We start from the raw sequence: 20,008 nt of genomic DNA, 5'->3' as shown, positions 1-20,008 counted from the left end.
TATTTATCAGGCATAAAAAAAGGCACCGAAGTGCCTTCTTTTCACTGCTTTTGACCCGTTACTTGCCGAACATGTCTTTTATCCAACCTGCAACGCCATCGCTGTCTTTTTGCTCCTGCTGTTGCTGCTGTTGCAATTGCTGCTGTTGCTGTTGCTGCTGCTGCTGCATTTGCTGAACCTGTTGCTGCTGTTGCTGACACAGTGCATTCGGGTCCAGTGCCCAAACCGGCAATGAGCGCCAGGTACTGCTGCCTGAGCCACAAACAAAGTTGCCCGCTGAGTCGATATTCATCATCGTCACGTCTTCCGGCGGCGTCAGTTGCAACGGCATCGGTGCCTGGTTATCAAGATAGCGACGGTAGATCTGCATCGCACCGCTGGCACCGTACAGCTTGGTCGGCTGGTTGTTATCACGCCCAACCCAGGTGATCGCCACCTCTTTACCATCGACACCGGCGAACCAGCTGTCTATCAGGTCGTTAGTGGTCCCTGTTTTGCCTGCCAGATGCGCATTAGGGAAGCGAGCGCCCAGGGCGCGTGCCGTACCGTGATCGGCAACCTGCTGCATCGTGTACAACGTTAAATAGGCAGCCTGCGCAGGCTCTACCCGTTGCGCCTGCGGGAAGCTCTGGTACAGCACCGTTCCGTCTTCGGCAATAACAGAACGCACAGCTGACAGGTCCGCACGATTCCCTCCGCTGGCAATCGACTGAAACGCCTGGGCCACTTCAATCGGCGTCAGGTTGAGTGCGCCCAGCAACATTGCCGGCACCGGGTTGAGCTGATCTTTAGGTACACCCAGTTTGGTCCAGGTATCCACCACCGCATTCAGCCCCAGCGTCATGCCAAGATTCACCGTCGGCACGTTCATGGAGTTGGTCAACGCATCCACCAGCATGACTTTGCCACTGAAGCGGCGGTCGTCATTCATGGGTTTCCAGATGCTGCCATTGGGCTGTTTCAGCGCAATAGGCTCATCGGCAATCCAGCTATTGAGTCGATATGTATTTGGCTGGCTCAGTGCGGTGAGATAGGTGGCCGGTTTTGCCAGTGAACCAATAGAACGGCGGGCCTGTAACGCACGGTTATACCCGGCGAACTGCGGATCGGCCCCGCCGACCATCGCGCGGACTTCACCGCTGAAACGGTCAACGACCACCATCGCGGTTTCCAGATCTTTCAGACCGCGCTGTTTTTTCAGGGTTGGAATGCCGTCGATAACCGCTTTTTCAGCGGCATCCTGCGAGACCGGATCTAAGGTGGTGAAAATTTTCACCCCCGACAGATCTTTAACCTTGTCGCCCAGTTTTGCCTGAAGTTCATTACGCACCATCTGCATAAACGCAGGCTGTGGCGTAATCACACCGCCTTTCGGCTGCACGCCTAACGGACGCGCCGACAGCATGTCATACAGTTCCTGGTCGATGACTTTCTGCTGCTGCAACAAGCGCAGCACCAGATTGCGTCTTTCCAGTGCCAGTTTCGGGTTACGCCATGGGTTATAGAGCGAAGCGCCTTTTACCATGCCGACCAGCATTGCCTGCTGATCCAGACTCAGCTCATCCACCGGACGGCCAAAGTAGTAAAGGCTGGCCAAAGGGAAACCACGAATCTGATCGTTACCTGCCTGACCGAGATACACTTCGTTAAGGTAAAGCTCCAGAATGCGATCTTTGCTGTAACGCGCGTCCATGATCACGGCCATATAGGCTTCACGCGCTTTACGCCACAGCGAACGCTCGTTGGTCAGGAACAGGTTTTTTACCAGCTGCTGAGTCAGCGTACTGCCACCCTGAACCGCCTTACCTGCCGTGATATTCGCGACAAAGGCACGGCCAATGGAGTACGGGCTGATACCATCATGCTCGTAAAAATGGCGATCCTCGGTGGCGATTAACGTATCGACCAGCAGATCCGGGAAGCCCGCACGGGGCACGAACAGGCGCTGTTCACCATTAGGCGACTGCAGCATGGTGATCAGACGCGGATCAAGACGGAAGAAACCAAAATCGCGCCCGGTTTCAACGTTTTTAATCTCGCTGAGTTCATCTTTGCTAAAGGTCATACGGGCATGAATCTGCCCCTCTTTGCTGTCCGGGAAATCAAATGGACGGCGCAACAGTTCGATAGTGTTGCCCTTAACCGAGAACTCACCCGGGCGCGTAATACGTGAAACTTCACGGTATTGCGTGCCTTCAAGCAGGGCGACCATTTCGCTTTTGTTGTAGGCCATGCCGGGTTCAAGGCTGACCATACGACCATATACGGTTGCGGGCAGTTGCCACACTTTACCGTCAATGCGGCTGCGAATTTCCGAGTCGAGGTATACGCCCCACGCGGCCATTACCACCACAAATACCAGGAACAGCTTAATTAACCATCCCAGCCAACGGCGTTTGCCGCGCGGCGGTTTTCCACCTTTACCTTTACGTGGCACCGGCGCTTCCTCCTCGTAGTCATCATCAAAATCGTCCTGAGCAACATCGTCATCGATGTCTCTGCGCCGCCCACGGCGGGCGCTGCTGCGCGGAGGCAGCGCTTTTCCTTTGCGCCCAATAGGTTCGCGATCGTTCCCAGACATTCGTTTTATTCTCCAGGCATAGCTTACGGCTGCGCCGCTACTCTAACTGCTTTCTTCACTGTCGCATGGCAGAACCCTCTGAATTAATCAGAGGTTCCACCCTGTGACGTCTTCTTTTTTGTCCGTCTTGTCGGCAAGGCGGAAGCCGGATCGTCAGGCCAGGGATGCTTGGGATAACGCCCTTTCATCTCTTTTTGCACGTCCTTATAGGCACCACGCCAGAAAGCGGCGAGGTCACGGGTAATCTGCAAGGGCCGCTGGGCGGGCGATAACAGCTCCAGTACCAGTGGAATGCGCCCTTCTGCCACGCTTGGGTTGCTGGCTTCGCCGAACATTTCCTGGATGCGCACCGCCAGCGCAGGCGGTTTATCTGCATCATAGCGAACAGGCAGCCGACTTCCGGTGGGCACAGTGTAATGAGTTGGCAGCACAGTATCCAGCCGCTGACGTTGTGACCATGTGAGCAAATGTAAGAGCGCGCTGACCAGATTCACCGCCTGTAAACTTTTCAGATCACGCACCGTGGTCATCTGGGGCAGAAGCCAGTGTTCAAGCGTCTCGATCAGGCTGGCGTCGTCAACCTCAGGCCAGTGTTCCTCTGGCAACCACTGTGCCGCACACTGGATGCGCAGACGCAACTGTTCTGCCTCCGGCGTCCAGCCCAACACCGATAGCCCTTTTTTGCCAATCCAGCGTAGCATTGCCGCCTGCAAGACTTTTGCGTCGGGACGGGCTAGCGGCTGGGTTTTCAGTATCAGTTCGCCAATCTGCTCGCGGCGCAACGTGCGTAACGTGCCCTTCTCCTCATCCCATTCCACCTCGGTGCGCTGTTCAATCAGCTGCGGACAGCGCTGCGTCAGTGCCTCGATATCAACGGGAATCGCCATCAGGATACGCGCGTCGGGCGCGCTACTGCCCTGTAACAAGGTGGGGGCAATTAACCATTCATAACGCGTCAGCGCCTGCTGTTCGTCCAGCATCGCGCCCAGGCCGTTAGCTAACTGATAGCGGCCGCTGTTATCGCGGCGACGTGCCAGACGGTCGCTGAAGCCGGCGGTCAGCAGGGCGGCAAAATGGTCTTCGTCTACCCGACCGCCCTTTACGCCGATGCGTTTTTGCCAGTGCTGTGCGCGGCGCTGCCACTGTGGCAATGGACGATAAAGCGCATCACGCAGATCGGCTCCGGCACTGCGAGGCGGATCTTCCAGAACCGCCACCAGCAAGGCCGCGCTGGCAACGGCGTCAGGGTCACTGCCTGCTGCACATAAAATAGCGCTGAGCCGGGCGTCGCTGCCCAGCTGCGCCATGCGTCGTCCCTGGGCATTGAGGTGGCCCTGCTCGTCCAGAGCCCCAAGCCGCACCAGCTGCTGCTGCGCCGCACGCAGGTGCTTTTCCGGCGGCAGATCTATCCACTGCAATTGTTCGATACGGGTACAGCCCCACTGCAGCAACTCCAGCCACAACGACGCGAGATCGCTGTGCAAAATTTCTGCTTCGCTTTGCGCGGGCGCGCGTGAGGCCTGTTCCTGTGGCGTCAGATGCAAACAAATACCGGGCATGACACGTCCGGCTCGTCCGGCTCGCTGGGTCATGGATGCCTGACTGATGCGCTGAGTCTGCAAGCGCGTAACGCCGCTGCGAGCGTCAAACTGGGCTTTTCGCTCCAGGGCGCTGTCCACGACCAGCCGGATGCCTTCAATGGTTAAGCTGGTTTCGGCAATGTTGGTCGCCAGCACCACTTTGCGGCGTCCGCTGGCGGCAGGCAGGATGGCCCGTTGCTGGGCCGCAAGAGGAAGTGCACCATACAGCGGCGTTAAATCCACGTCGTCGTCAACGCGCGTCTCCAGTTCCCGTTTTACCCGCTCAATTTCGGCGATGCCGGGCAGGAACAGGAGCAGCGAGCCCGTTTCGTCGCGCAGTAACTGTGCGACTTCACGCGCGACCGCATCATCAAAACGCAAGGTCTGGCTCAGCGCCGTATAGCGCCGTTCAACCGGATAGCTGCGCCCTTCAGAAGTAATCAAAGGAGCGTCCGGCAACAGTGCCGCCAGCCGCGCATTATCAAGCGTCGCCGACATCAGCAGGATTTTTAGATCTTCACGTAACCCCTGTTGCACATCCAGTAGCAGCGCCAGCGCCAGATCGGCCTGCAGGCTCCGCTCATGAAATTCATCCAGGATAACCAGCGACACGCCCTCCAGCATCGCATCCTGTTGCAGCATTCGGGTCAGAATGCCTTCGGTCACCACTTCAAGCCGGGTCATTGGCCCTGTGCAGTTTTCGCCGCGCATACGGTAGCCCACCGTCACGCCGGGTTGTTCACCCAACTGCTCGGCCAGACGTTGCGCCACGTTGCGCGCGGCTAAACGGCGCGGCTCCAGCATAATAATGCGTCCCGGCAAGGCCTTGTGCTGTAAAAGCTGAAGTGGCAGCCAGGTGGATTTACCTGCGCCCGTGGGCGCGGCCAGCAGGATGTTTGAGGCATCATTAAGCGCACTCAGAAGGTCAGGCAACACCGCGCTGACGGGTAAATCACTCACCGCAAACTCCGCGAATGGCTATGTTAAGATGGCGCGCATTGTAGCACTCATCCGTGAGGATTGCCGGAGACCGCCATGGCGTTACAACGCTTATTTTTTGCTATTACCCCGCCTGACACGCTGCAGCAGCAACTGGTGCACTGGCGGGCACAAACCTTTCATGCGGAGGCGGGCCGCCCGATTGCGGCAGCGAACCTTCACCTGACGCTGGCTTTTCTGGGCGATGTGTCGGCTGGAACGTCACAGCAGTTGCAGGCCCTGGCGTCACGTATAAACCAGCCAGCATTTGACGTTGCGTTAGACGATGCAGGTCACTGGCCGCGCCCCGGCGTCGTGTGGCTGGGTTGCCAGCGCCCCCCGCGCGGCTTGTTGCAGTTGGCAAGCCTGCTGCGCGCTCAGGCCGCGCGACATGGCTGCGAACAACCGGCTCAGCCCTTTCATCCCCACGTCAGCCTGTTGCGTGCGGCGACCCAGCCTGTCGCCCTGCCGCCACGTGGCTTTCACTGGCAATTTACGGTCAGTCAGTTTTCCCTTTTTGCCTCAGAGTACGCGCAAGGCCGGACACGCTACCGCACGCTGGCCAGTTGGCCGTTACTCTCTTAATCAGGAGCCTTATGCTTTTTTCTCCCGCTCTTAAACCCGCGCGTCTTATTACTCGCTATAAGCGTTTTCTGGCCGATGTTGTGACGCCCGAAGGCGAAACGCTGACGATACATTGCGCGAATACCGGCGCAATGACCGGCTGTGCCACGCCGGGCGATACCGTGTGGTACTCCACGTCTGACAGCCTGACGCGCAAATACCCGCACAGTTGGGAAATGACCGAGACGCAGCAAGGCCACTGGATCTGTGTCAATACGCTGCGCGCCAATCAACTGGTACGTGAAGCGCTGGACGAAAACCGACTTTTACCGCTGGCGGGCTACGCGAAATGTCAGGCGGAAGTTAAATACGGCAGTGAAAAAAGCCGAATTGATTTCCTGCTCAAAGCAGAGGAGCGACCTGAGTGCTATATTGAGGTGAAATCCGTAACGCTTTTACAGGAAGGTAAAGGCTATTTTCCGGATGCGGTGACGATTCGAGGGCAGAAACACCTGCGTGAGCTGAGTAAGGCTGCCGCAGAAGGTCATCGGGCCGTTTTGTTGTTTGCCGTTCTGCACTCGGGGATTGAGGACGTTTCCCCGGCGCGTCACATTGATGCTGCTTACGCAGAACAACTGGTACAGGCTCAGCTGAGTGGCGTGGAGATTTTGGCTTACCGGGCAGAACTGTCATCAGCAGGAATGTTTCTGACGACCGCCATTGACGTAACATTGTAATATCATTGGCATCGTTCTGTGATATGACTATCTTCTGTCAGGGGCTAACTACGCTGTTCCTCACAGGCTTGTCAAGATGCGATCAGGAATAATTGCCAACCTTGACTGCTTCTGTTATTTATAGCGGCCTGTTTTTTCCCCGTTGGGGGATCGATGTACCCAAGAGAGGGTCATCATTAAGGTTAGCGTGTATGCGCTTACCGATGGCAATCAAAGGGTATAGTGCGTGTTATCCAGGAGAGAAACAACATGCAAGAAGGGCAAAACCGTAAAACATCGTCCCTGAGTATTCTCGCCATCGCTGGGGTGGAGCCTTATCAGGAGAAGCCAGGCGAAGAGTATATGAATGACGCGCAACTGGACCATTTTCGCAAGATTCTGGAAGCCTGGCGCAATCAATTGCGGGACGAAGTCGATCGCACCGTTACACACATGCAGGATGAAGCTGCAAACTTCCCGGACCCGGTTGACCGTGCCGCTCAGGAAGAAGAGTTCAGCCTGGAACTGCGTAACCGCGACCGCGAGCGTAAGTTAATTAAGAAGATCGAAAAAACGCTGAAGAAAGTCGAAGACGACGACTTCGGCTATTGCGATTCCTGTGGCGTCGAGATCGGTATCCGCCGTCTTGAAGCGCGTCCTACTGCCGATCTGTGCATCGACTGTAAGACACTGGCAGAAATTCGTGAGAAGCAAATGGCGGGCTAATGTTGCCGTCTGACTGCAGCCACACGGCGGGAAAAGGCCATCTTTTTCCGCCGTCTGGTTCATAATGCCTATGTCATTCTCATCCTGCGTTGGGCGCTTTGCGCCATCCCCTTCCGGTGAACTCCATTTCGGCTCCCTGATTGCTGCGTTAGGCAGTTACCTCAGCGCTCGCGCACAGCATGGTCGCTGGCTGGTGCGTATTGAAGATATCGATCCGCCTCGTGAAGTCGCGGGTGCCGCAACGCGGATTCTGCAACAGCTGGAGCATTACGGCCTGAACTGGGATGGTGAGGTGATGTGGCAGTCACAGCGGCATAACGCCTATCGTGACGCACTACAGTGGTTGAGAACGCAGCGTCAAAGTTATTTCTGCACCTGTTCGCGAAGCCGCATTCAGCAAACTGGCGGCTTTTACGATGGTCACTGTCGGGACCGGCAACATGGCCCCGATAAGGCAGCCCTGCGCCTGCGCCAGCATGCACCTGTCTATCGTTTTCAGGATCGGCTCAGGGGCGAGGTCGTCGCCGACAGGCGACTGGCTGAAGAAGATTTTATTATTCATCGTCGTGATGGGCTGTTTGCTTACAATCTGGCGGTGGTCGTGGACGATCATCATCAGGGCATCACAGAAATTGTGCGTGGGGCTGATTTAATTGAGCCAACGGTACGGCAGATTGCGCTTTATCAGCAATTCGGCTGGATGCCGCCGGACTATCTGCATTTGCCCCTGGCGATCACCGCTGATGGTCACAAACTTTCTAAACAAAATCATGCGCCCGCGCTGCCTGATGGGGATACACGTCCCTGCCTGGTACAGGCTTTACGCTTTCTGGGGCAGCCGGTTGGCGAAGGTTGGAAGGACAAAACGCAGGAGAAACTGCTGTCTGAGGCTGTGAAGCAGTGGAATATCGCTTTGATACCTCATGATAACGCCCTGATAACGGATGCATAGACAACAGCATTCTCAAATGATTCACAACAGGCTATGATTAGCCGCTGATTTTACCTACACCCTAATTGTCACTGTCGAGGTGTCCCATTTTTACCCGAGTAGCTAATTTTTGCCGGAAAGTCCTGAAGCGTGATGACGAGGAAGCACCAGCAGAGGTTGAACCTGAGAGTCATATGACCATCATTCCTCGTGAAAGCCACACCATCTCACGTAAAGACATCAGCGAAAATGCCCTCAAGGTGCTATATCGCCTGAATAAAGCCGGTTATGAAGCCTATCTTGTTGGCGGTGGCGTACGCGATTTGCTGCTGGGGCAGAAGCCGAAAGACTTCGACGTGACCACAAACGCCACGCCGGAGCAGATGCGTAAACTGTTCCGCAACTGCCGTCTGGTTGGTCGTCGTTTCCGTCTGGCGCACGTGATGTTTGGCCCGGAAGTGATCGAAGTGGCAACGTTCCGCGGTCATCATCAGATTGAAGAGACCACCGACGATCAGAACAACTCTCAGCGTGCCCAGAGCGGTATGCTGCTGCGCGACAACATTTTTGGCAACATCGAAGATGATGCCCAGCGTCGCGATCTGACCATCAACAGCCTCTATTACAGCGTGGCCGATTTTTCGGTGCGCGACTATGTTGGTGGGCTGAACGATCTGCAACAAGGCATCATTCGCCTGATTGGCGACCCGGAAACCCGTTATCGCGAAGATCCTGTGCGGATGCTGCGTGTCGCGCGTTTCGCTGCCAAACTGAATATGCGCATTGCGCCTGAAACGGCCGAGCCGATTCCACGCCTGGCGTCGTTGCTACGTGACGTGCCCGCCGCGCGCCTGTTTGAAGAGTCGCTAAAGCTGCTGCAGGCCGGCTATGGCTACAGTACCTGGCTTAAACTGTGTGAATACCAGTTATTTCAGCCGCTGTTCCCGACGCTGGCGCGTAACTTTACCGAGAACGGCGACAGCCACATGGAACGCATGCTGGCGCAGGTGCTGAAGAACACCGATAACCGTATTCAGAATGATATGCGGGTTAATCCGGCGTTTCTGTTTGCCGCGATGTTCTGGTATCCCCAGCTTGAAGCCGCCGAACGCATTGCGCAGGAAAGTGGCCTGACCTATTACGATGCCTTTGCCCTGGCCATGAACGATACGCTGGATGAAGCCTGCCGTGCGCTGGCGATCCCTAAACGCATCACATCGTTAATTCGTGATATCTGGCAGTTGCAGTTACGCATGTCTCGTCGCCATGGTAAGCGAGCCTGGAAGCTGATGGAGCATCCGAAGTTCCGCGCCGCTTACGACCTGCTCTCTTTGCGGGCTGAGGTAGAAAACAACCCGGAACTGCTGCGTCTGAGTAAGTGGTGGGGCGAATTCCAGGTGGCCGCGCCGCCACAGCAGAAGACCATGCTGAATACGCTGGGAGACGATCCGGCACCACGCAGCCGCACGCGTCGCCCACGTCGCCGTTCAACGGCTCCGCGTCGTGATAACAATAGCGCGTCATGACACGTGTGTATCTGGCACTAGGCAGTAACCTTGCCGATCCGCTGCATCAGATTGATGCAGCGCTGTCAGCGCTGGATGCACTCCCTGATACACAGCGCGTGGCGACCTCCGCTTTTTACCGGACGCCGCCCTATGGCCCACCGGACCAGCCCGATTATCTCAATGCGGCCGTCGCTCTCGATACCGCGTTGTCTGCCGAGGCGCTGCTGGACCAGACGCAGCGCATTGAGCAGGAACACGGTCGCGTTCGCAAGGCCGAGCGCTGGGGACCACGCACGCTGGATATTGATATCATGTTGTTTGGTACAGCCAGCCTCAACAGCGACCGTCTCACCGTGCCGCATTATGATTTGCTTAATCGCGCATTTATGCTGGTTCCGTTGCTGGAGATTGCCCCCGATCTGAGCCTGCCAGACGGTCGGTCGCTCAAACCAATCCTGGCCCAGTTGGACCGTTCCAGCATCCGACCATGGCACAGCTAAGCACCTAATCACACTTCATGGATTCCGCTCTGCAACACTATCCAGTAAAATGCGCCAATCTGAATTTCTGAGTTGAGAGCACCATGAAACCCACCACCATTTCTCACCTGCGTCAGTGGAAAGAAAGCGGCAAAAAATTCGCCACCCTGACCGCCTACGAGTTTAGTTTTGCCCGACTGTTTGCCGATGAAGGCATTCAGGTCCTGCTGGTGGGCGATTCACTTGGAATGACCGTGCAAGGCCATGACTCAACGTTGCCCGTTACGGTAAATGACATTGCCTACCATACCGCTGCAGTGCGCCGTGGCGCGCCTCAGTCGCTTTTGCTGGCTGACCTGCCCTTTATGAGTTATGCCACGCCTCAGCAAACCTTTGATAACGCGGCGCAGTTGATGCGCGCCGGTGCCAATATGGTGAAACTGGAAGGCGGCGCATGGCTGGCGGACAGCGTACGAATGCTGACGGAGCGCGCCGTTCCGGTTTGCGGGCATCTGGGATTAACGCCGCAGTCCGTGAATATTTTTGGTGGCTATAAAGTGCAGGGCCGCGATGAAGCGAGCGCAGAGCAGCTTCTGGCTGATGCCCTGGCCCTGGAGGCGGCGGGTGCACAGCTGCTTGTGCTGGAGTGCGTCCCTGTTGCGCTGGCACAGCGCGTGACCCAGGCACTGGCGATTCCGGTTATTGGTATCGGCGCAGGCAATGTCACTGACGGTCAGATACTGGTCATGCATGACGCCCTGGGCATCACTGGCGGACATGTTCCCAAATTTGCTAAAAATTTCCTGGCGGAGACGGGCGATATTCGGGCGGCCATTCGCCAATATATTGCCGAAGTTGAAGCAGGACGCTACCCCGCCGTGGAACACAGTTTCCAGTAATTCAGGAGAATTGCCGTGCTGATCATCGAAACTCTGCCCATGTTACGCCGCGACGTTCGTCGCTGGCGCGAGCAAGGTAAACGCATCGCGTTGGTGCCGACTATGGGCAATCTGCACGAAGGACATTTGACGCTGGTCGACGAGGCACGTGAACGGGGTGATATCGTGATCGTGTCCATATTCGTTAACCCCATGCAGTTTGATCGTCCTGACGATTTGGCCCGCTATCCGCGCACGCTTCAGGAGGATTGCGAAAAGCTGAACCGCCATGCGGTCGATGTGGTGTTTGCCCCCTCACCTGCGGAGGTTTATCCTCAGGGATTGGCCAATCAGACGTTTGTGGACGTCCCGGTGTTGTCATCGCTGCTTGAAGGCGCGAGTCGTCCCGGCCATTTTCGCGGCGTCGCGACCATCGTCAGTAAATTATTCAATCTGGTTCAGCCCGATATTGCCTGCTTCGGTGAGAAAGATTTTCAGCAGTTAGCCATCATTCGTAAAATGGTGGCGGATATGGGTTTCGACATTGAGATTATTGGTGTGCCCACGGTGCGCGCCAAAGACGGTCTGGCACTCAGTTCACGCAATGGTTATCTCACTGATGATGAACGCAAGCTGGCCCCCGCGCTGAGCCAGGTGATGAATGAGATGGCAGCCCGACTGGCTAATGGCGAGCGGCAGATTGACGATATTATTGATGCCGCGAATCTGTCGCTGCAGGAAAAAGGCTTTCGCCCGGACGGTCTGGCAATCTGTGATGCAGAAACGCTACAGCCTCTGACGGTGGACAGCCAGCGTGCTGTGGTTTTAATGGCGGCCTGGCTGGGGAACGCACGGCTGATCGATAATCAACAGGTCGACCTCACGCAGTAAAGGCTGCGGGTTGCAGGTCGTATTTTTGGCTGTTTAACAAGGTTTCTGACTATGATTCGCACGGTTTTACAAGGCAAATTGCATCGCGTGAAAGTGACGCAGGCGGACCTGAACTATGAAGGCTCCTGCGCCATCGATCAGGATTTCCTTGATGCTTCTGGCATCCTGCAATATGAAGCCATTGATATTTATAACGTCACCAACGGTCAGCGTTTCTCCACCTATGCCATCGCGGCCGAACGTGGCTCGAAAATCATTTCGGTAAACGGTGCAGCGGCTCGCTGTGCCTGCGAAGGCGATATCCTGATTATTTGCTCCTATGTGCAGGTCGATGATGCACAAGCCCGCCAGTGGCAGCCCAACGTGGCCTACTTTGAAGGGGATAATCAGATGAAGCGCCTCGCAAAAGCGCTGCCGGTACAGCTGGCATAGGTCAGTTGGCTTAGATCAGTTGGCATAAAAAAAGCAGCGATATCGCTGCTTTTTTTTGCCCGTTACTGCATCAGGTGCGCAATCCACGCCCGCGCTGGATCAGGAAGTACACCGCGATATAGAACACCACGATAAAGGCAATCAGAACCGATAAGGTCAGGGCCAGTGGCACGTCGTGGATACCGAGAAAGCCAAAGCGGAAGCCGCTTATCATGTACACCACCGGGTTCAGCTTTGAAATCGCCTGCCACACTGGCGGTAACAACGTCAGCGAATAAAATACGCCGCCCAGGTAGGTTAATGGCGTCAGCACAAAGGTCGGAATCAGGCTGATATCGTCAAAGGTGCGGGCAAACACCGCATTGATCAGGCCCGCCAGCGAAAACAGCACGGCAGTGAGCAGCAGCGTGATGGCAACCATCATCCAGGAGTGCACATGGAACGGCACGAAAAACAGCGAGACGGCCGTGACCAGCACACCAACACAAACCCCGCGTGCCACACCGCCACCGACGTAGCCCGCAATAATGATGTGCGTCGGCACCGGTGCCACCAGCAGCTCTTCGATATTGCGCTGAAATTTGGCGCTAAAGAACGAGGAAGCCACGTTGGCATAGGCGTTGGTGATCACCGACATCATGATCAATCCAGGCACAATAAACTGCATGTAGCTGAACCCATTCATATCGCCGATGCGCGCACCGATAAGGTTACCAAAGATAATAAAATAAAGCGTCATGGTGATGACGGGCGGCACCAACGTCTGAATCCAGATACGGGCGAAACGGTTCACCTCCCTGGCCCAGATGCTCTTTAACGCCACCCAGTACAAATGTGTCATGCTTTAGCTCCTGTTTTTCCTTGCGTCAGGCCGACGAACAGCTCTTCCAGACGATTCGCTTTGTTGCGCATACTCAGTACCTGTACGCCCTGGGCGCTGAGCTGGCTAAATACACTGTTCAGCCCCTGCTCGCGTAGCACTTCCACTTCCAGCGTCGAGGTATCAACCAGCCGGTACTGGAAACCTTCCAGCGACGGCAACGGACTGCGCGGGGCCAGATCCAGGATGAACGTTTCTGATTTCAGCTTTGAAAGCAGAGATTTCATTGAGGTGTTTTCTACCAGTTCACCATTTTGAATAATGCCGATGTTGCGGCACAGCATTTCGGCCTCTTCAAGATAGTGGGTGGTCAGGATAATGGTGGTGCCCTGGGCATTAAGATCTTTCAGAAATACCCACATTGAGCGGCGCAGTTCAATATCAACCCCGGCAGTGGGTTCATCCAGAATCAGCAATTTAGGCGAATGCATCAAGGCACGGGCGATCATCAGGCGACGTTTCATCCCGCCGGACAGCATCCGTGCCCGCTCATTGCGTTTTTCCCACAGGTCGAGCTGTTTCAGATGCTTTTCCGCACGCTGAAGCGCTTCGCGGCGCTCAACGCCATAGTAACCGGCCTGATTCACCACGATCTGCATGACCGTCTCAAACGGGTTGAAGTTAAACTCCTGTGGAACAAGGCCCAACTGGCGTTTGGCATTGACCACGTTTTTTTCCAGATCGTAGCCGAAGACGCGTACGCTTCCCTCAGACTTATTCACCAGCGAACTGATAATGCCGATAGTGGTTGATTTACCCGCGCCGTTAGGTCCCAGTAGTGCATAAAAATCACCGGCTTCGACGTTGAGATCGATGCCCTTGAGCGCCTGTACGCCGCCGGGATAGGTCTTGGTCAGCCGGGAAAGTTCCAGTGCATAGGTCATTCTGAATACATACCCTGTTTTGTGGCATTGTAATGCCGTTTGAATTTAGGAAGCCTTCGCCTATAGTACGCGCACGCAAATGCGCAGTAACAGGTTGCTTAACGCCATGACAGATATTGATACCCTGATCAGTAATAACCGCGAATGGTCCACATTACTGGTCAAAGAAGATCCCGGCTTTTTTGAGCGACTGGCTCAGGCGCAAAAACCGCGTTTCCTTTGGATTGGCTGTTCAGACAGCCGCGTACCCGCCGAACGTCTCACCGGCCTTGAACCCGGCGAACTGTTTGTTCATCGCAACGTTGCCAACCTGGTGGTTCATACCGACCTTAACTGCCTTTCTGTCGTGCAATACGCCGTTGAAGTGCTGGAAGTTGAACACATCATCGTGTGCGGCCACTATGGTTGCGGCGGTGTGCAGGCCGCAATGGATAATCCAGAGCTCGGTCTTATTGATAACTGGCTGCTGCACATTCGCGATCTCTGGTACAAGCATAGCGTGTTGCTGGGAGAACTCCCGCCGGATAAACGCCTGGATAAACTCTGCGAAATCAACGTCGTTGAGCAGGTTTATAATCTGGGGCATTCCACTATTCTGCAATCCGCCTGGAAGCGCGGACGCAAAGTTTCGCTGCATGGCTGGGTTTACGGTATCCAGGATGGCTGCCTGCGTAACCTTGATGTTACGGCAAGCAGCCGGGAAAACCTTGAGCAACGCTATCGTCACGGCATGGCCAATCTGTTGGTTAAGGGCGATTTTTAGCGCCAGTAACCGCTGTGCGCGACAAGCCTACACGAAATGAAGGGCGCGGGCCTTGGAAGAATGTGCGGTAAACGGCATTCAGTCTTCGAGCGGCACCACTTTGCCAATGTAAGGCAGATGGCGATAATGCTGCGCATAGTCAATGCCAAAGCCCACGACAAACTCGTCAGGAATGGAAAAGCCCACGTATTCAACCCTGACGTCGACTTCACGGCGTTCAGGCTTGTCCAGCAGGGTACAAATCGCCAGTGATTTTGGCTCACGCAGACGCAGGATCTCGCGCACTTTGGAAAGCGTGTTACCGGAGTCGATGATGTCTTCGACAATTAATACGTCTTTACCCCGAATATCTTCATCCAGATCTTTGAGGATTTTAACATCCCGGGTCGTGGACATACCGCTGCCGTAACTGGATGCGGTCATAAAATCGACTTCGTGTGGCACGTCAATGACGCGGCATAAATCAGCCATAAACATGAACGAGCCACGAAGTAGCCCCACCAGCACCATATCACTGCCGCTGTCGCGGTAATGGGCGGTAATCTCTTTGCCCAGTTCAGCAATGCGCGCGGCGATTGCCTCTTCAGGGATCATTACGTCAACAGTATGTTTCATTGCCTTCTGCCTGGTAGCTCACAAAGCCACGCAGTTTATCATAGTAGAACTGAGTACTGACGCCGCACGGAAATAGCAAACGTTTACGTGCGGTAAAATTCTTCACCTGCGTTCAGGCAGTTGCATCATCAGCATTACCTTAGAACAATACGGCATTTAGCAGCATTAATTACTGCATGATACGATTTTAACAACATATCGTTATGCGGTTAACGACCTTATTGGGAGATCTCAATGGCCTCACCCTCAAGTAAGAAAACGCACGTTGGCGATCGTCAACTGCATCCTGAAACGCAGATGCTGAATTATGGCTACGATCCTCGCCTGTCTGAGGGGGCGGTTAAGCCGCCGGTGTTTCTTACCTCAACCTTTGTTTTTGACAGCGCAGAAGAAGGCCGCGACTTTTTCGATTACGTTTCAGGCCGCCGTCAGCCGCCAGAAGGCAAAAGCGGCGGACTGGTCTATTCCCGCTTTAATCATCCTAACAGTGAGATCGTTGAAGACAGGCTGGCAATCTATGAACAGGCAGAAAGCTGTGCCTTGTTCGCCTCCGGTATGGCAGCCATTTCGACAACGCTGTTAACCTTTGCAAGGCCCGGTGACGTCATTTTGCATTCTCAGCCGCTGTATGGTGGTACGGAAACGCTGCTGAGTAAGACACTGCATAATCTGAACATCAACGCGGTTGGCTTTAGTGACGGGCACGATGAGGCCAAAGTGCGCGATGCGGCACATAGCGCGATGGCGCTGGGACGTGTTGCGCTGATTCTGGTGGAAACACCGGCTAACCCGACTAACAGCCTGGTCAATATTGCCCTGATGGCACGCATCGCCGACGACATTGCGCGGCAACAGGGTTCACGTCCGGTGGTCGCCTGTGATAACACGCTGCTGGGCCCGATTTTTCAGCAGCCTTTGACGCTGGGTGCAGATCTCTCGCTTTATTCTCTGACCAAATACGTGGGCGGGCACTCCGATCTCATCGCTGGTGCGGTGATGGGTAACAAAACACTGATGACGCAAATTCGTGCCCTGCGTAGCGCGATTGGCACACAGTTGGACCCGCACTCAAGCTGGATGATTGGCCGTTCGCTGGAAACGCTGTCGTTGCGCATGGAGAAAGCGTTTCACAATGCCGAAGCCGTCGCCGCCTTTTTGCGCCCTCATCCCAAAGTCGCAGGGCTGCACTGGTTACCCTACCTGGATGCAGAAAGCCCTGCAGGCAGAACGTATCGTGAACAGTGCAGCGGCGCCGGATCAACGTTCTCTTTTGACATTGTTGGCGGACAGCCCGCGGCGTTTCGCTTTCTCAATGCGCTTTCACTGTTTAAACAGGCCGTCAGCCTGGGCGGCACCGAATCGCTTGCCAGCCATCCCGGCACCACCACCCATTCTGGCGTGCCTGATGCAGTGCGTCAGCGGATTGGCATCACCGACGCGACGATACGATTATCTATCGGCATCGAAAACGCCGGCGACCTGGTAGAGGATATCCGGCTGGCCCTTGAACGTGCCTGAGATCAGGTCACGGTAAAACCCAGCATCATTCCGGTATCTTCATGCTCCAGCAAATGACAATGGGCCATATACGCATGATCGGCGGCGGCAAGGTGGTTGAAACGGACCAGCACTTCGCTGCGCCAGCCGTCGACATTCACCATGTCTTTCCAACCCTGACGATGAGCGGCAGGCGGTTTACCGTTTTCTGAAAGAATGCGGAACTGTGTACCGTGAATATGGAAAGGATGCAGCATGCTGTCGCCTTCGCCAGAAATGGTCCATTTTTCGAGGGTGCCCTGCTTCACGTCAAAGGCTGGCCGGGTCATATCAAACGGCAGGCCGTTGATTTTATTTCCGTTGTGAAAATCATAGGTCGCCGCAGCCTTCTCACCCTGGTCCATATTCTGGTGATCCATCGTCTGCACATCGCCATCATGTTTCATCCCACTCGCATCGTTGCCCATCGCCATATCATGGTGCGCCCCTTTCCCCATGGCTTTCTCACCATAGCGCGCCATCAGCGCCTGCATCCCCTGTTGATCCAACTGCGGATCCATACTGAGCTGCAGCCAGCGCGTTGTCAGGTTTTCTGTTTTCGGCACGGCCGGCAGCGTCGCTAACTGGTCAGGTAAGGTTGCGCTGGCCATGATCCGCAGCGGCAAGATATTCACCAATGGTAAGGGGTGATCGAAAGGTGCCAGCGTCATGCCCATTTGCGTGACGGGCAGCGTAACGATATCAAAGGCGTTGCCGTCTGAGGTATCGATCATGATCTCAAAGCGTTCACCCGGCAGCAGCGGGAGCGAGTCTAGTTTGACCGGCTCAGACAGCAGTCCGCCGTCGCTGGCGATAACATACAAAGGGCGCTTGTCGCTGGCAGCAATATGCAGAGAACGGGCATTACAGCCGTTAAGCAGCCTCAGACGGAGCCAGCCACGCGGGACGGCATGCTGGGGATACTGCACGCCATTGGTGAGCATCATGTCGCCAAACCAGCCTACCGCCGCGCGCATGACATCCAGTTGGTAATCAATACGCTCGCCCGACGGCGTCAGCTGCTTGTCCTGAAAAATAAGCGGCAAATCGTCCGTGCCCCACTGGCTGGGCAGACGGAGCGTGCCTGACGCCTGATCGTCCAGCACGATTAACCCCGCCAGCCCTTGTGCGACCTGATGACCGGTTTTGCCATGCAGATGGGGATGATACCAGCAGGTTGCCGCTGGCTGATCCGGGGTGAACGTAACCTGACGCATCGCGCCCGGCGCAATAATGCCCTGTGGGCCGCCGTCGACCTCGCCGGGGATTTCCAGGCCGTGCCAGTGCAGCGTCGTCGCCTCCCTGAGCCGGTTATGGATGTTAATGGTGGCCGTCGTCCCCCTTTTCAGGCGAATAGCCGGCCCCAGCAGGCTGCCGTTGTAGCCCCAGGTGGGCACCGCTTTCCCCTGCCATTGCGTGGTGCCCTCCATCGCCGTCAGGCTGTACTGGCCTTTGGCATCCGCCTCCAGCAACGCGGGGATGGGAAGCGGCGGTCGGCTGGCTGCCATGAGCGAGCGGCTCCAGAGCGGTAGCGCACCCGCAGCGCCCAGTGCCGCGCTGAGTTTCAAAAAGTGGCGACGTTGCATAATCAGCATCCTTGTAACGAAATGACCTGAAGCCTAAACCCTGCCCTTATGGCAAGGTCAAGCCCTGCCACACAGAATGCCCCGAAAAACGTAAATTGATCGAAAATCTTTACATAACTGTGCTAACGTCTCTAAGACTCCTATCAGATGAGAATAACTATGAAGAAAAGCATCAAGATCCTGCTGCTGGCGGGACTCTTCGGCTTCTCCTCCACCAGCTTTGCCCTGAGCGAATCCGAAGCAGAAGATCTTGCCGATCTCACTGCCGTATTCGTTTATTTAAAAAATGATTGTGGCTACCAGGATTTGCCCGATGCGCAGATTCGTAAGGCGTTGGTGTTTTTTGCCCAGCAGAACCGCTGGGATTTAAGCAATTACAACAACTACAACATGAAGGCACTCGGCGAAGCCAGCTATCGTGATTTAAGCGGTATCGCTATTGCTAACGACAAAAAATGTAAGTCGTTGGCCCGAGACTCTCTCAGCCTGCTTGCCTATGTAAAATAGCGCGCCAGCCCGCTCTCCCGCCAGACATTTGCCCGTGCAACGACTATCATAGTTAGCTATGATGTCCCGCCGATTTTCAGGGTGATGTCACGAAAGGAGAGCCCCATCATGGCCCAAAATGAGATGTGGTATGAAACACTTCATACCGGCTTTGGCCAGTATTTTACCGTCGATAAGCAGCTTTATCGTGATAAAACGGCCCACCAGGATTTAATCATCTTTGAAAACGCGGCAATGGGTCGCGTCATGGCGCTGGATGGCGTGGTGCAAACCACTGAACGTGATGAGTTTATCTATCACGAAATGATGACGCACGTGCCGTTGCTGGCTCACGGTTCGGCGAAAAGCGTGCTGATCATTGGCGGCGGCGACGGTGCCATGCTGCGCGAAGTGTCCCGCCACTCTGCTATCCAAAAAATCACCATGGTCGAGATTGATGCTGGCGTGGTCACCTTTTGCCGCCAGTATTTGCCCAACCACAGTGCCGGGGCTTATGACGACCCGCGGCTGAATCTGGTGATTGATGACGGTGTTAATTTCGTTAATCACACGACTGAAAAGTTCGACGTTATTATCTCTGACTGCACCGATCCTATTGGTCCTGGCGAAAGTCTGTTTACCTCTGAATTTTATGCGGGCTGTAAAAACGCCCTGAATGAAAACGGTATTTTCGTTGCCCAAAACGGCGTGTGCTTCCTGCAGCAGGATGAGGCGGTTAACAGCCATCGCAAACTCAGTCACTATTTTCAGGACGTCAGCTTTTATCAGGCCGCTATCCCGACTTACTACGGCGGCATCATGACCTTTGCCTGGGCAAGCGACAATCCGGCGTTACGCCAGCCCGATCCTGCCATACTGCAAGCGCGTTTTGAGGCCTCTGGCCTGAACTGCCGTTACTATACACCGGCAATCCACACTGGCAGCTTTGCCCTGCCACAATATCTGTTGAATGCACTGGAAGACCCGCGCTGAC

19 protein-coding genes are annotated in these 20,008 nt (G+C 55.3%); 13 read left to right on the top strand and 6 right to left on the bottom strand.

Features of this window, described 5'->3' with window-relative positions; translation table 11 throughout:
• Positions 1 to 58: 58 nt before the first annotated feature.
• Together mrcB and hrpB are read right to left on the bottom strand one after the other, a co-directional pair.
• Positions 59 to 2,581, bottom strand: coding sequence for a bifunctional glycosyl transferase/transpeptidase (gene mrcB / locus CMR03_RS16730; RefSeq protein WP_096012095.1), 2,523 nt, complete (start codon positions 2,579 to 2,581; stop codon positions 59 to 61).
• A gap of 83 nt (positions 2,582 to 2,664) precedes the next feature.
• Positions 2,665 to 5,121: an ATP-dependent helicase HrpB gene (gene hrpB / locus CMR03_RS16725; RefSeq protein ID WP_096012094.1), complete on the bottom strand. Its 2,457-nt coding sequence runs from the start codon at positions 5,119 to 5,121 to the stop codon at positions 2,665 to 2,667.
• 75 nt (positions 5,122 to 5,196) lie between these two features.
• Between hrpB and thpR the strand changes: the two genes are divergently transcribed.
• The 9 genes from thpR to panD all read left to right on the top strand — a co-directional run bounded on the left by thpR (position 5,197) and on the right by panD (position 12,264).
• Entirely contained in the window at positions 5,197 to 5,724 is a 528-nt protein-coding gene (gene thpR / locus CMR03_RS16720; RefSeq protein WP_096012093.1) for an RNA 2',3'-cyclic phosphodiesterase, read from the top strand.
• An 11-nt stretch (positions 5,725 to 5,735) separates the two neighbouring features.
• The gene (sfsA, locus tag CMR03_RS16715; protein ID WP_096012092.1) at positions 5,736 to 6,440 is read left to right on the top strand and encodes a DNA/RNA nuclease SfsA; all 705 of its coding nucleotides are present in this window, start codon (positions 5,736 to 5,738) and stop codon (positions 6,438 to 6,440) included.
• A gap of 249 nt (positions 6,441 to 6,689) precedes the next feature.
• Positions 6,690 to 7,145 carry an RNA polymerase-binding protein DksA gene (dksA, locus tag CMR03_RS16710; protein ID WP_006117731.1) on the top strand — a complete coding sequence of 152 codons (456 nt, stop codon included), beginning with the start codon at positions 6,690 to 6,692 and terminating at the stop codon, positions 7,143 to 7,145.
• A gap of 70 nt (positions 7,146 to 7,215) precedes the next feature.
• On the top strand, positions 7,216 to 8,097 hold the full coding sequence (gluQRS, locus tag CMR03_RS16705) for a tRNA glutamyl-Q(34) synthetase GluQRS (protein ID WP_096012091.1): 882 nt from the start codon (positions 7,216 to 7,218) through the stop codon (positions 8,095 to 8,097).
• An 86-nt stretch (positions 8,098 to 8,183) separates the two neighbouring features.
• A complete protein-coding gene (gene pcnB, locus CMR03_RS16700) occupies positions 8,184 to 9,602 on the top strand; it encodes a polynucleotide adenylyltransferase PcnB (RefSeq protein ID WP_208625032.1) in 1,419 nt (472 codons plus the stop codon).
• Positions 9,599 to 10,084, top strand: coding sequence for a 2-amino-4-hydroxy-6-hydroxymethyldihydropteridine diphosphokinase (gene folK / locus CMR03_RS16695; protein ID WP_096012090.1), 486 nt, complete (start codon positions 9,599 to 9,601; stop codon positions 10,082 to 10,084). Before pcnB ends, folK begins: the two co-directional genes overlap by 4 nt.
• 83 nt (positions 10,085 to 10,167) lie before the next feature.
• Complete coding sequence (panB, locus tag CMR03_RS16690; RefSeq protein WP_096012089.1) at positions 10,168 to 10,962, top strand: 3-methyl-2-oxobutanoate hydroxymethyltransferase; 795 nt, start codon at positions 10,168 to 10,170, stop codon at positions 10,960 to 10,962.
• Between the two features lie 15 nt (positions 10,963 to 10,977).
• Complete coding sequence (panC, locus tag CMR03_RS16685; RefSeq protein ID WP_096012088.1) at positions 10,978 to 11,832, top strand: pantoate--beta-alanine ligase; 855 nt, start codon at positions 10,978 to 10,980, stop codon at positions 11,830 to 11,832.
• A gap of 51 nt (positions 11,833 to 11,883) precedes the next feature.
• Positions 11,884 to 12,264, top strand: a complete 381-nt coding sequence (gene panD, locus CMR03_RS16680) for an aspartate 1-decarboxylase (protein WP_063878446.1) — start codon at positions 11,884 to 11,886, stop codon at positions 12,262 to 12,264.
• A 70-nt stretch (positions 12,265 to 12,334) separates the two neighbouring features.
• Here panD and CMR03_RS16675 read toward each other — a convergent pair whose 3' ends face one another.
• A complete protein-coding gene (locus CMR03_RS16675) occupies positions 12,335 to 13,105 on the bottom strand; it encodes an ABC transporter permease (RefSeq protein ID WP_063878445.1) in 771 nt (256 codons plus the stop codon).
• Complete coding sequence (locus tag CMR03_RS16670; RefSeq protein ID WP_096012087.1) at positions 13,102 to 14,028, bottom strand: ABC transporter ATP-binding protein; 927 nt, start codon at positions 14,026 to 14,028, stop codon at positions 13,102 to 13,104. Before CMR03_RS16670 ends, CMR03_RS16675 begins: the two co-directional genes overlap by 4 nt.
• 106 nt (positions 14,029 to 14,134) lie before the next feature.
• On the opposite strand from CMR03_RS16670, the gene can reads away from it, so the two are divergent.
• Positions 14,135 to 14,791, top strand: a complete 657-nt coding sequence (gene can, locus CMR03_RS16665) for a carbonate dehydratase (RefSeq protein ID WP_172823888.1) — start codon at positions 14,135 to 14,137, stop codon at positions 14,789 to 14,791.
• A gap of 78 nt (positions 14,792 to 14,869) precedes the next feature.
• Here can and hpt read toward each other — a convergent pair whose 3' ends face one another.
• Entirely contained in the window at positions 14,870 to 15,406 is a 537-nt protein-coding gene (gene hpt / locus CMR03_RS16660; RefSeq protein WP_096012086.1) for a hypoxanthine phosphoribosyltransferase, read from the bottom strand.
• Between the two features lie 234 nt (positions 15,407 to 15,640).
• Here hpt and CMR03_RS16655 point away from each other — a divergent pair, with 234 nt between their 5' ends.
• Positions 15,641 to 16,924 carry a cystathionine gamma-synthase family protein gene (locus CMR03_RS16655; protein ID WP_096012085.1) on the top strand — a complete coding sequence of 428 codons (1,284 nt, stop codon included), beginning with the start codon at positions 15,641 to 15,643 and terminating at the stop codon, positions 16,922 to 16,924.
• A gap of 2 nt (positions 16,925 to 16,926) precedes the next feature.
• On the opposite strand, the gene cueO is transcribed toward CMR03_RS16655, so the two are convergent.
• Positions 16,927 to 18,528, bottom strand: a complete 1,602-nt coding sequence (gene cueO / locus CMR03_RS16650) for a multicopper oxidase CueO (protein ID WP_096012114.1) — start codon at positions 18,526 to 18,528, stop codon at positions 16,927 to 16,929.
• A 159-nt stretch (positions 18,529 to 18,687) separates the two neighbouring features.
• On the opposite strand from cueO, the gene CMR03_RS16645 reads away from it, so the two are divergent.
• Both CMR03_RS16645 and speE read left to right on the top strand, forming a co-directional pair.
• Positions 18,688 to 19,035, top strand: a complete 348-nt coding sequence (locus CMR03_RS16645) for a YacC family pilotin-like protein (RefSeq protein ID WP_063878440.1) — start codon at positions 18,688 to 18,690, stop codon at positions 19,033 to 19,035.
• Between the two features lie 108 nt (positions 19,036 to 19,143).
• Positions 19,144 to 20,007, top strand: a complete 864-nt coding sequence (gene speE, locus CMR03_RS16640) for a polyamine aminopropyltransferase (RefSeq protein WP_063878439.1) — start codon at positions 19,144 to 19,146, stop codon at positions 20,005 to 20,007.
• Position 20,008: the final 1 nt, after the last annotated feature.

It is taken from the genome of Pantoea allii (genome assembly GCF_002307475.1).
GTDB classification, from domain to species: domain Bacteria; phylum Pseudomonadota; class Gammaproteobacteria; order Enterobacterales; family Enterobacteriaceae; genus Pantoea; species Pantoea allii.
The sequence above is the reverse complement of the archived record's forward strand: the minus strand, read 5'-3'. Positions and strand labels throughout refer to the sequence as shown.

What these genes read in the sequence shown, in the direction of transcription:
- mrcB (WP_096012095.1), bottom strand. Translation starts at nt 2,581, where the DNA reads ATGTCTGGGAACGATCGCGAACCTATTGGGCGCAAAGGAAAAGCGCTG.
- thpR (WP_096012093.1), top strand. Translation starts at nt 5,197, where the DNA reads ATGGCGTTACAACGCTTATTTTTTGCTATTACCCCGCCTGACACGCTG.
- sfsA (WP_096012092.1), top strand. Translation starts at nt 5,736, where the DNA reads ATGCTTTTTTCTCCCGCTCTTAAACCCGCGCGTCTTATTACTCGCTAT.
- dksA (WP_006117731.1), top strand. Translation starts at nt 6,690, where the DNA reads ATGCAAGAAGGGCAAAACCGTAAAACATCGTCCCTGAGTATTCTCGCC.
- gluQRS (WP_096012091.1), top strand. Translation starts at nt 7,216, where the DNA reads ATGTCATTCTCATCCTGCGTTGGGCGCTTTGCGCCATCCCCTTCCGGT.
- folK (WP_096012090.1), top strand. Translation starts at nt 9,599, where the DNA reads ATGACACGTGTGTATCTGGCACTAGGCAGTAACCTTGCCGATCCGCTG.
- panB (WP_096012089.1), top strand. Translation starts at nt 10,168, where the DNA reads ATGAAACCCACCACCATTTCTCACCTGCGTCAGTGGAAAGAAAGCGGC.
- panD (WP_063878446.1), top strand. Translation starts at nt 11,884, where the DNA reads ATGATTCGCACGGTTTTACAAGGCAAATTGCATCGCGTGAAAGTGACG.
- CMR03_RS16675 (WP_063878445.1), bottom strand. Translation starts at nt 13,105, where the DNA reads ATGACACATTTGTACTGGGTGGCGTTAAAGAGCATCTGGGCCAGGGAG.
- CMR03_RS16670 (WP_096012087.1), bottom strand. Translation starts at nt 14,028, where the DNA reads ATGACCTATGCACTGGAACTTTCCCGGCTGACCAAGACCTATCCCGGC.
- can (WP_172823888.1), top strand. Translation starts at nt 14,135, where the DNA reads ATGACAGATATTGATACCCTGATCAGTAATAACCGCGAATGGTCCACA.
- hpt (WP_096012086.1), bottom strand. Translation starts at nt 15,406, where the DNA reads ATGAAACATACTGTTGACGTAATGATCCCTGAAGAGGCAATCGCCGCG.
- CMR03_RS16655 (WP_096012085.1), top strand. Translation starts at nt 15,641, where the DNA reads ATGGCCTCACCCTCAAGTAAGAAAACGCACGTTGGCGATCGTCAACTG.
- cueO (WP_096012114.1), bottom strand. Translation starts at nt 18,528, where the DNA reads ATGCAACGTCGCCACTTTTTGAAACTCAGCGCGGCACTGGGCGCTGCG.
- CMR03_RS16645 (WP_063878440.1), top strand. Translation starts at nt 18,688, where the DNA reads ATGAAGAAAAGCATCAAGATCCTGCTGCTGGCGGGACTCTTCGGCTTC.
- speE (WP_063878439.1), top strand. Translation starts at nt 19,144, where the DNA reads ATGGCCCAAAATGAGATGTGGTATGAAACACTTCATACCGGCTTTGGC.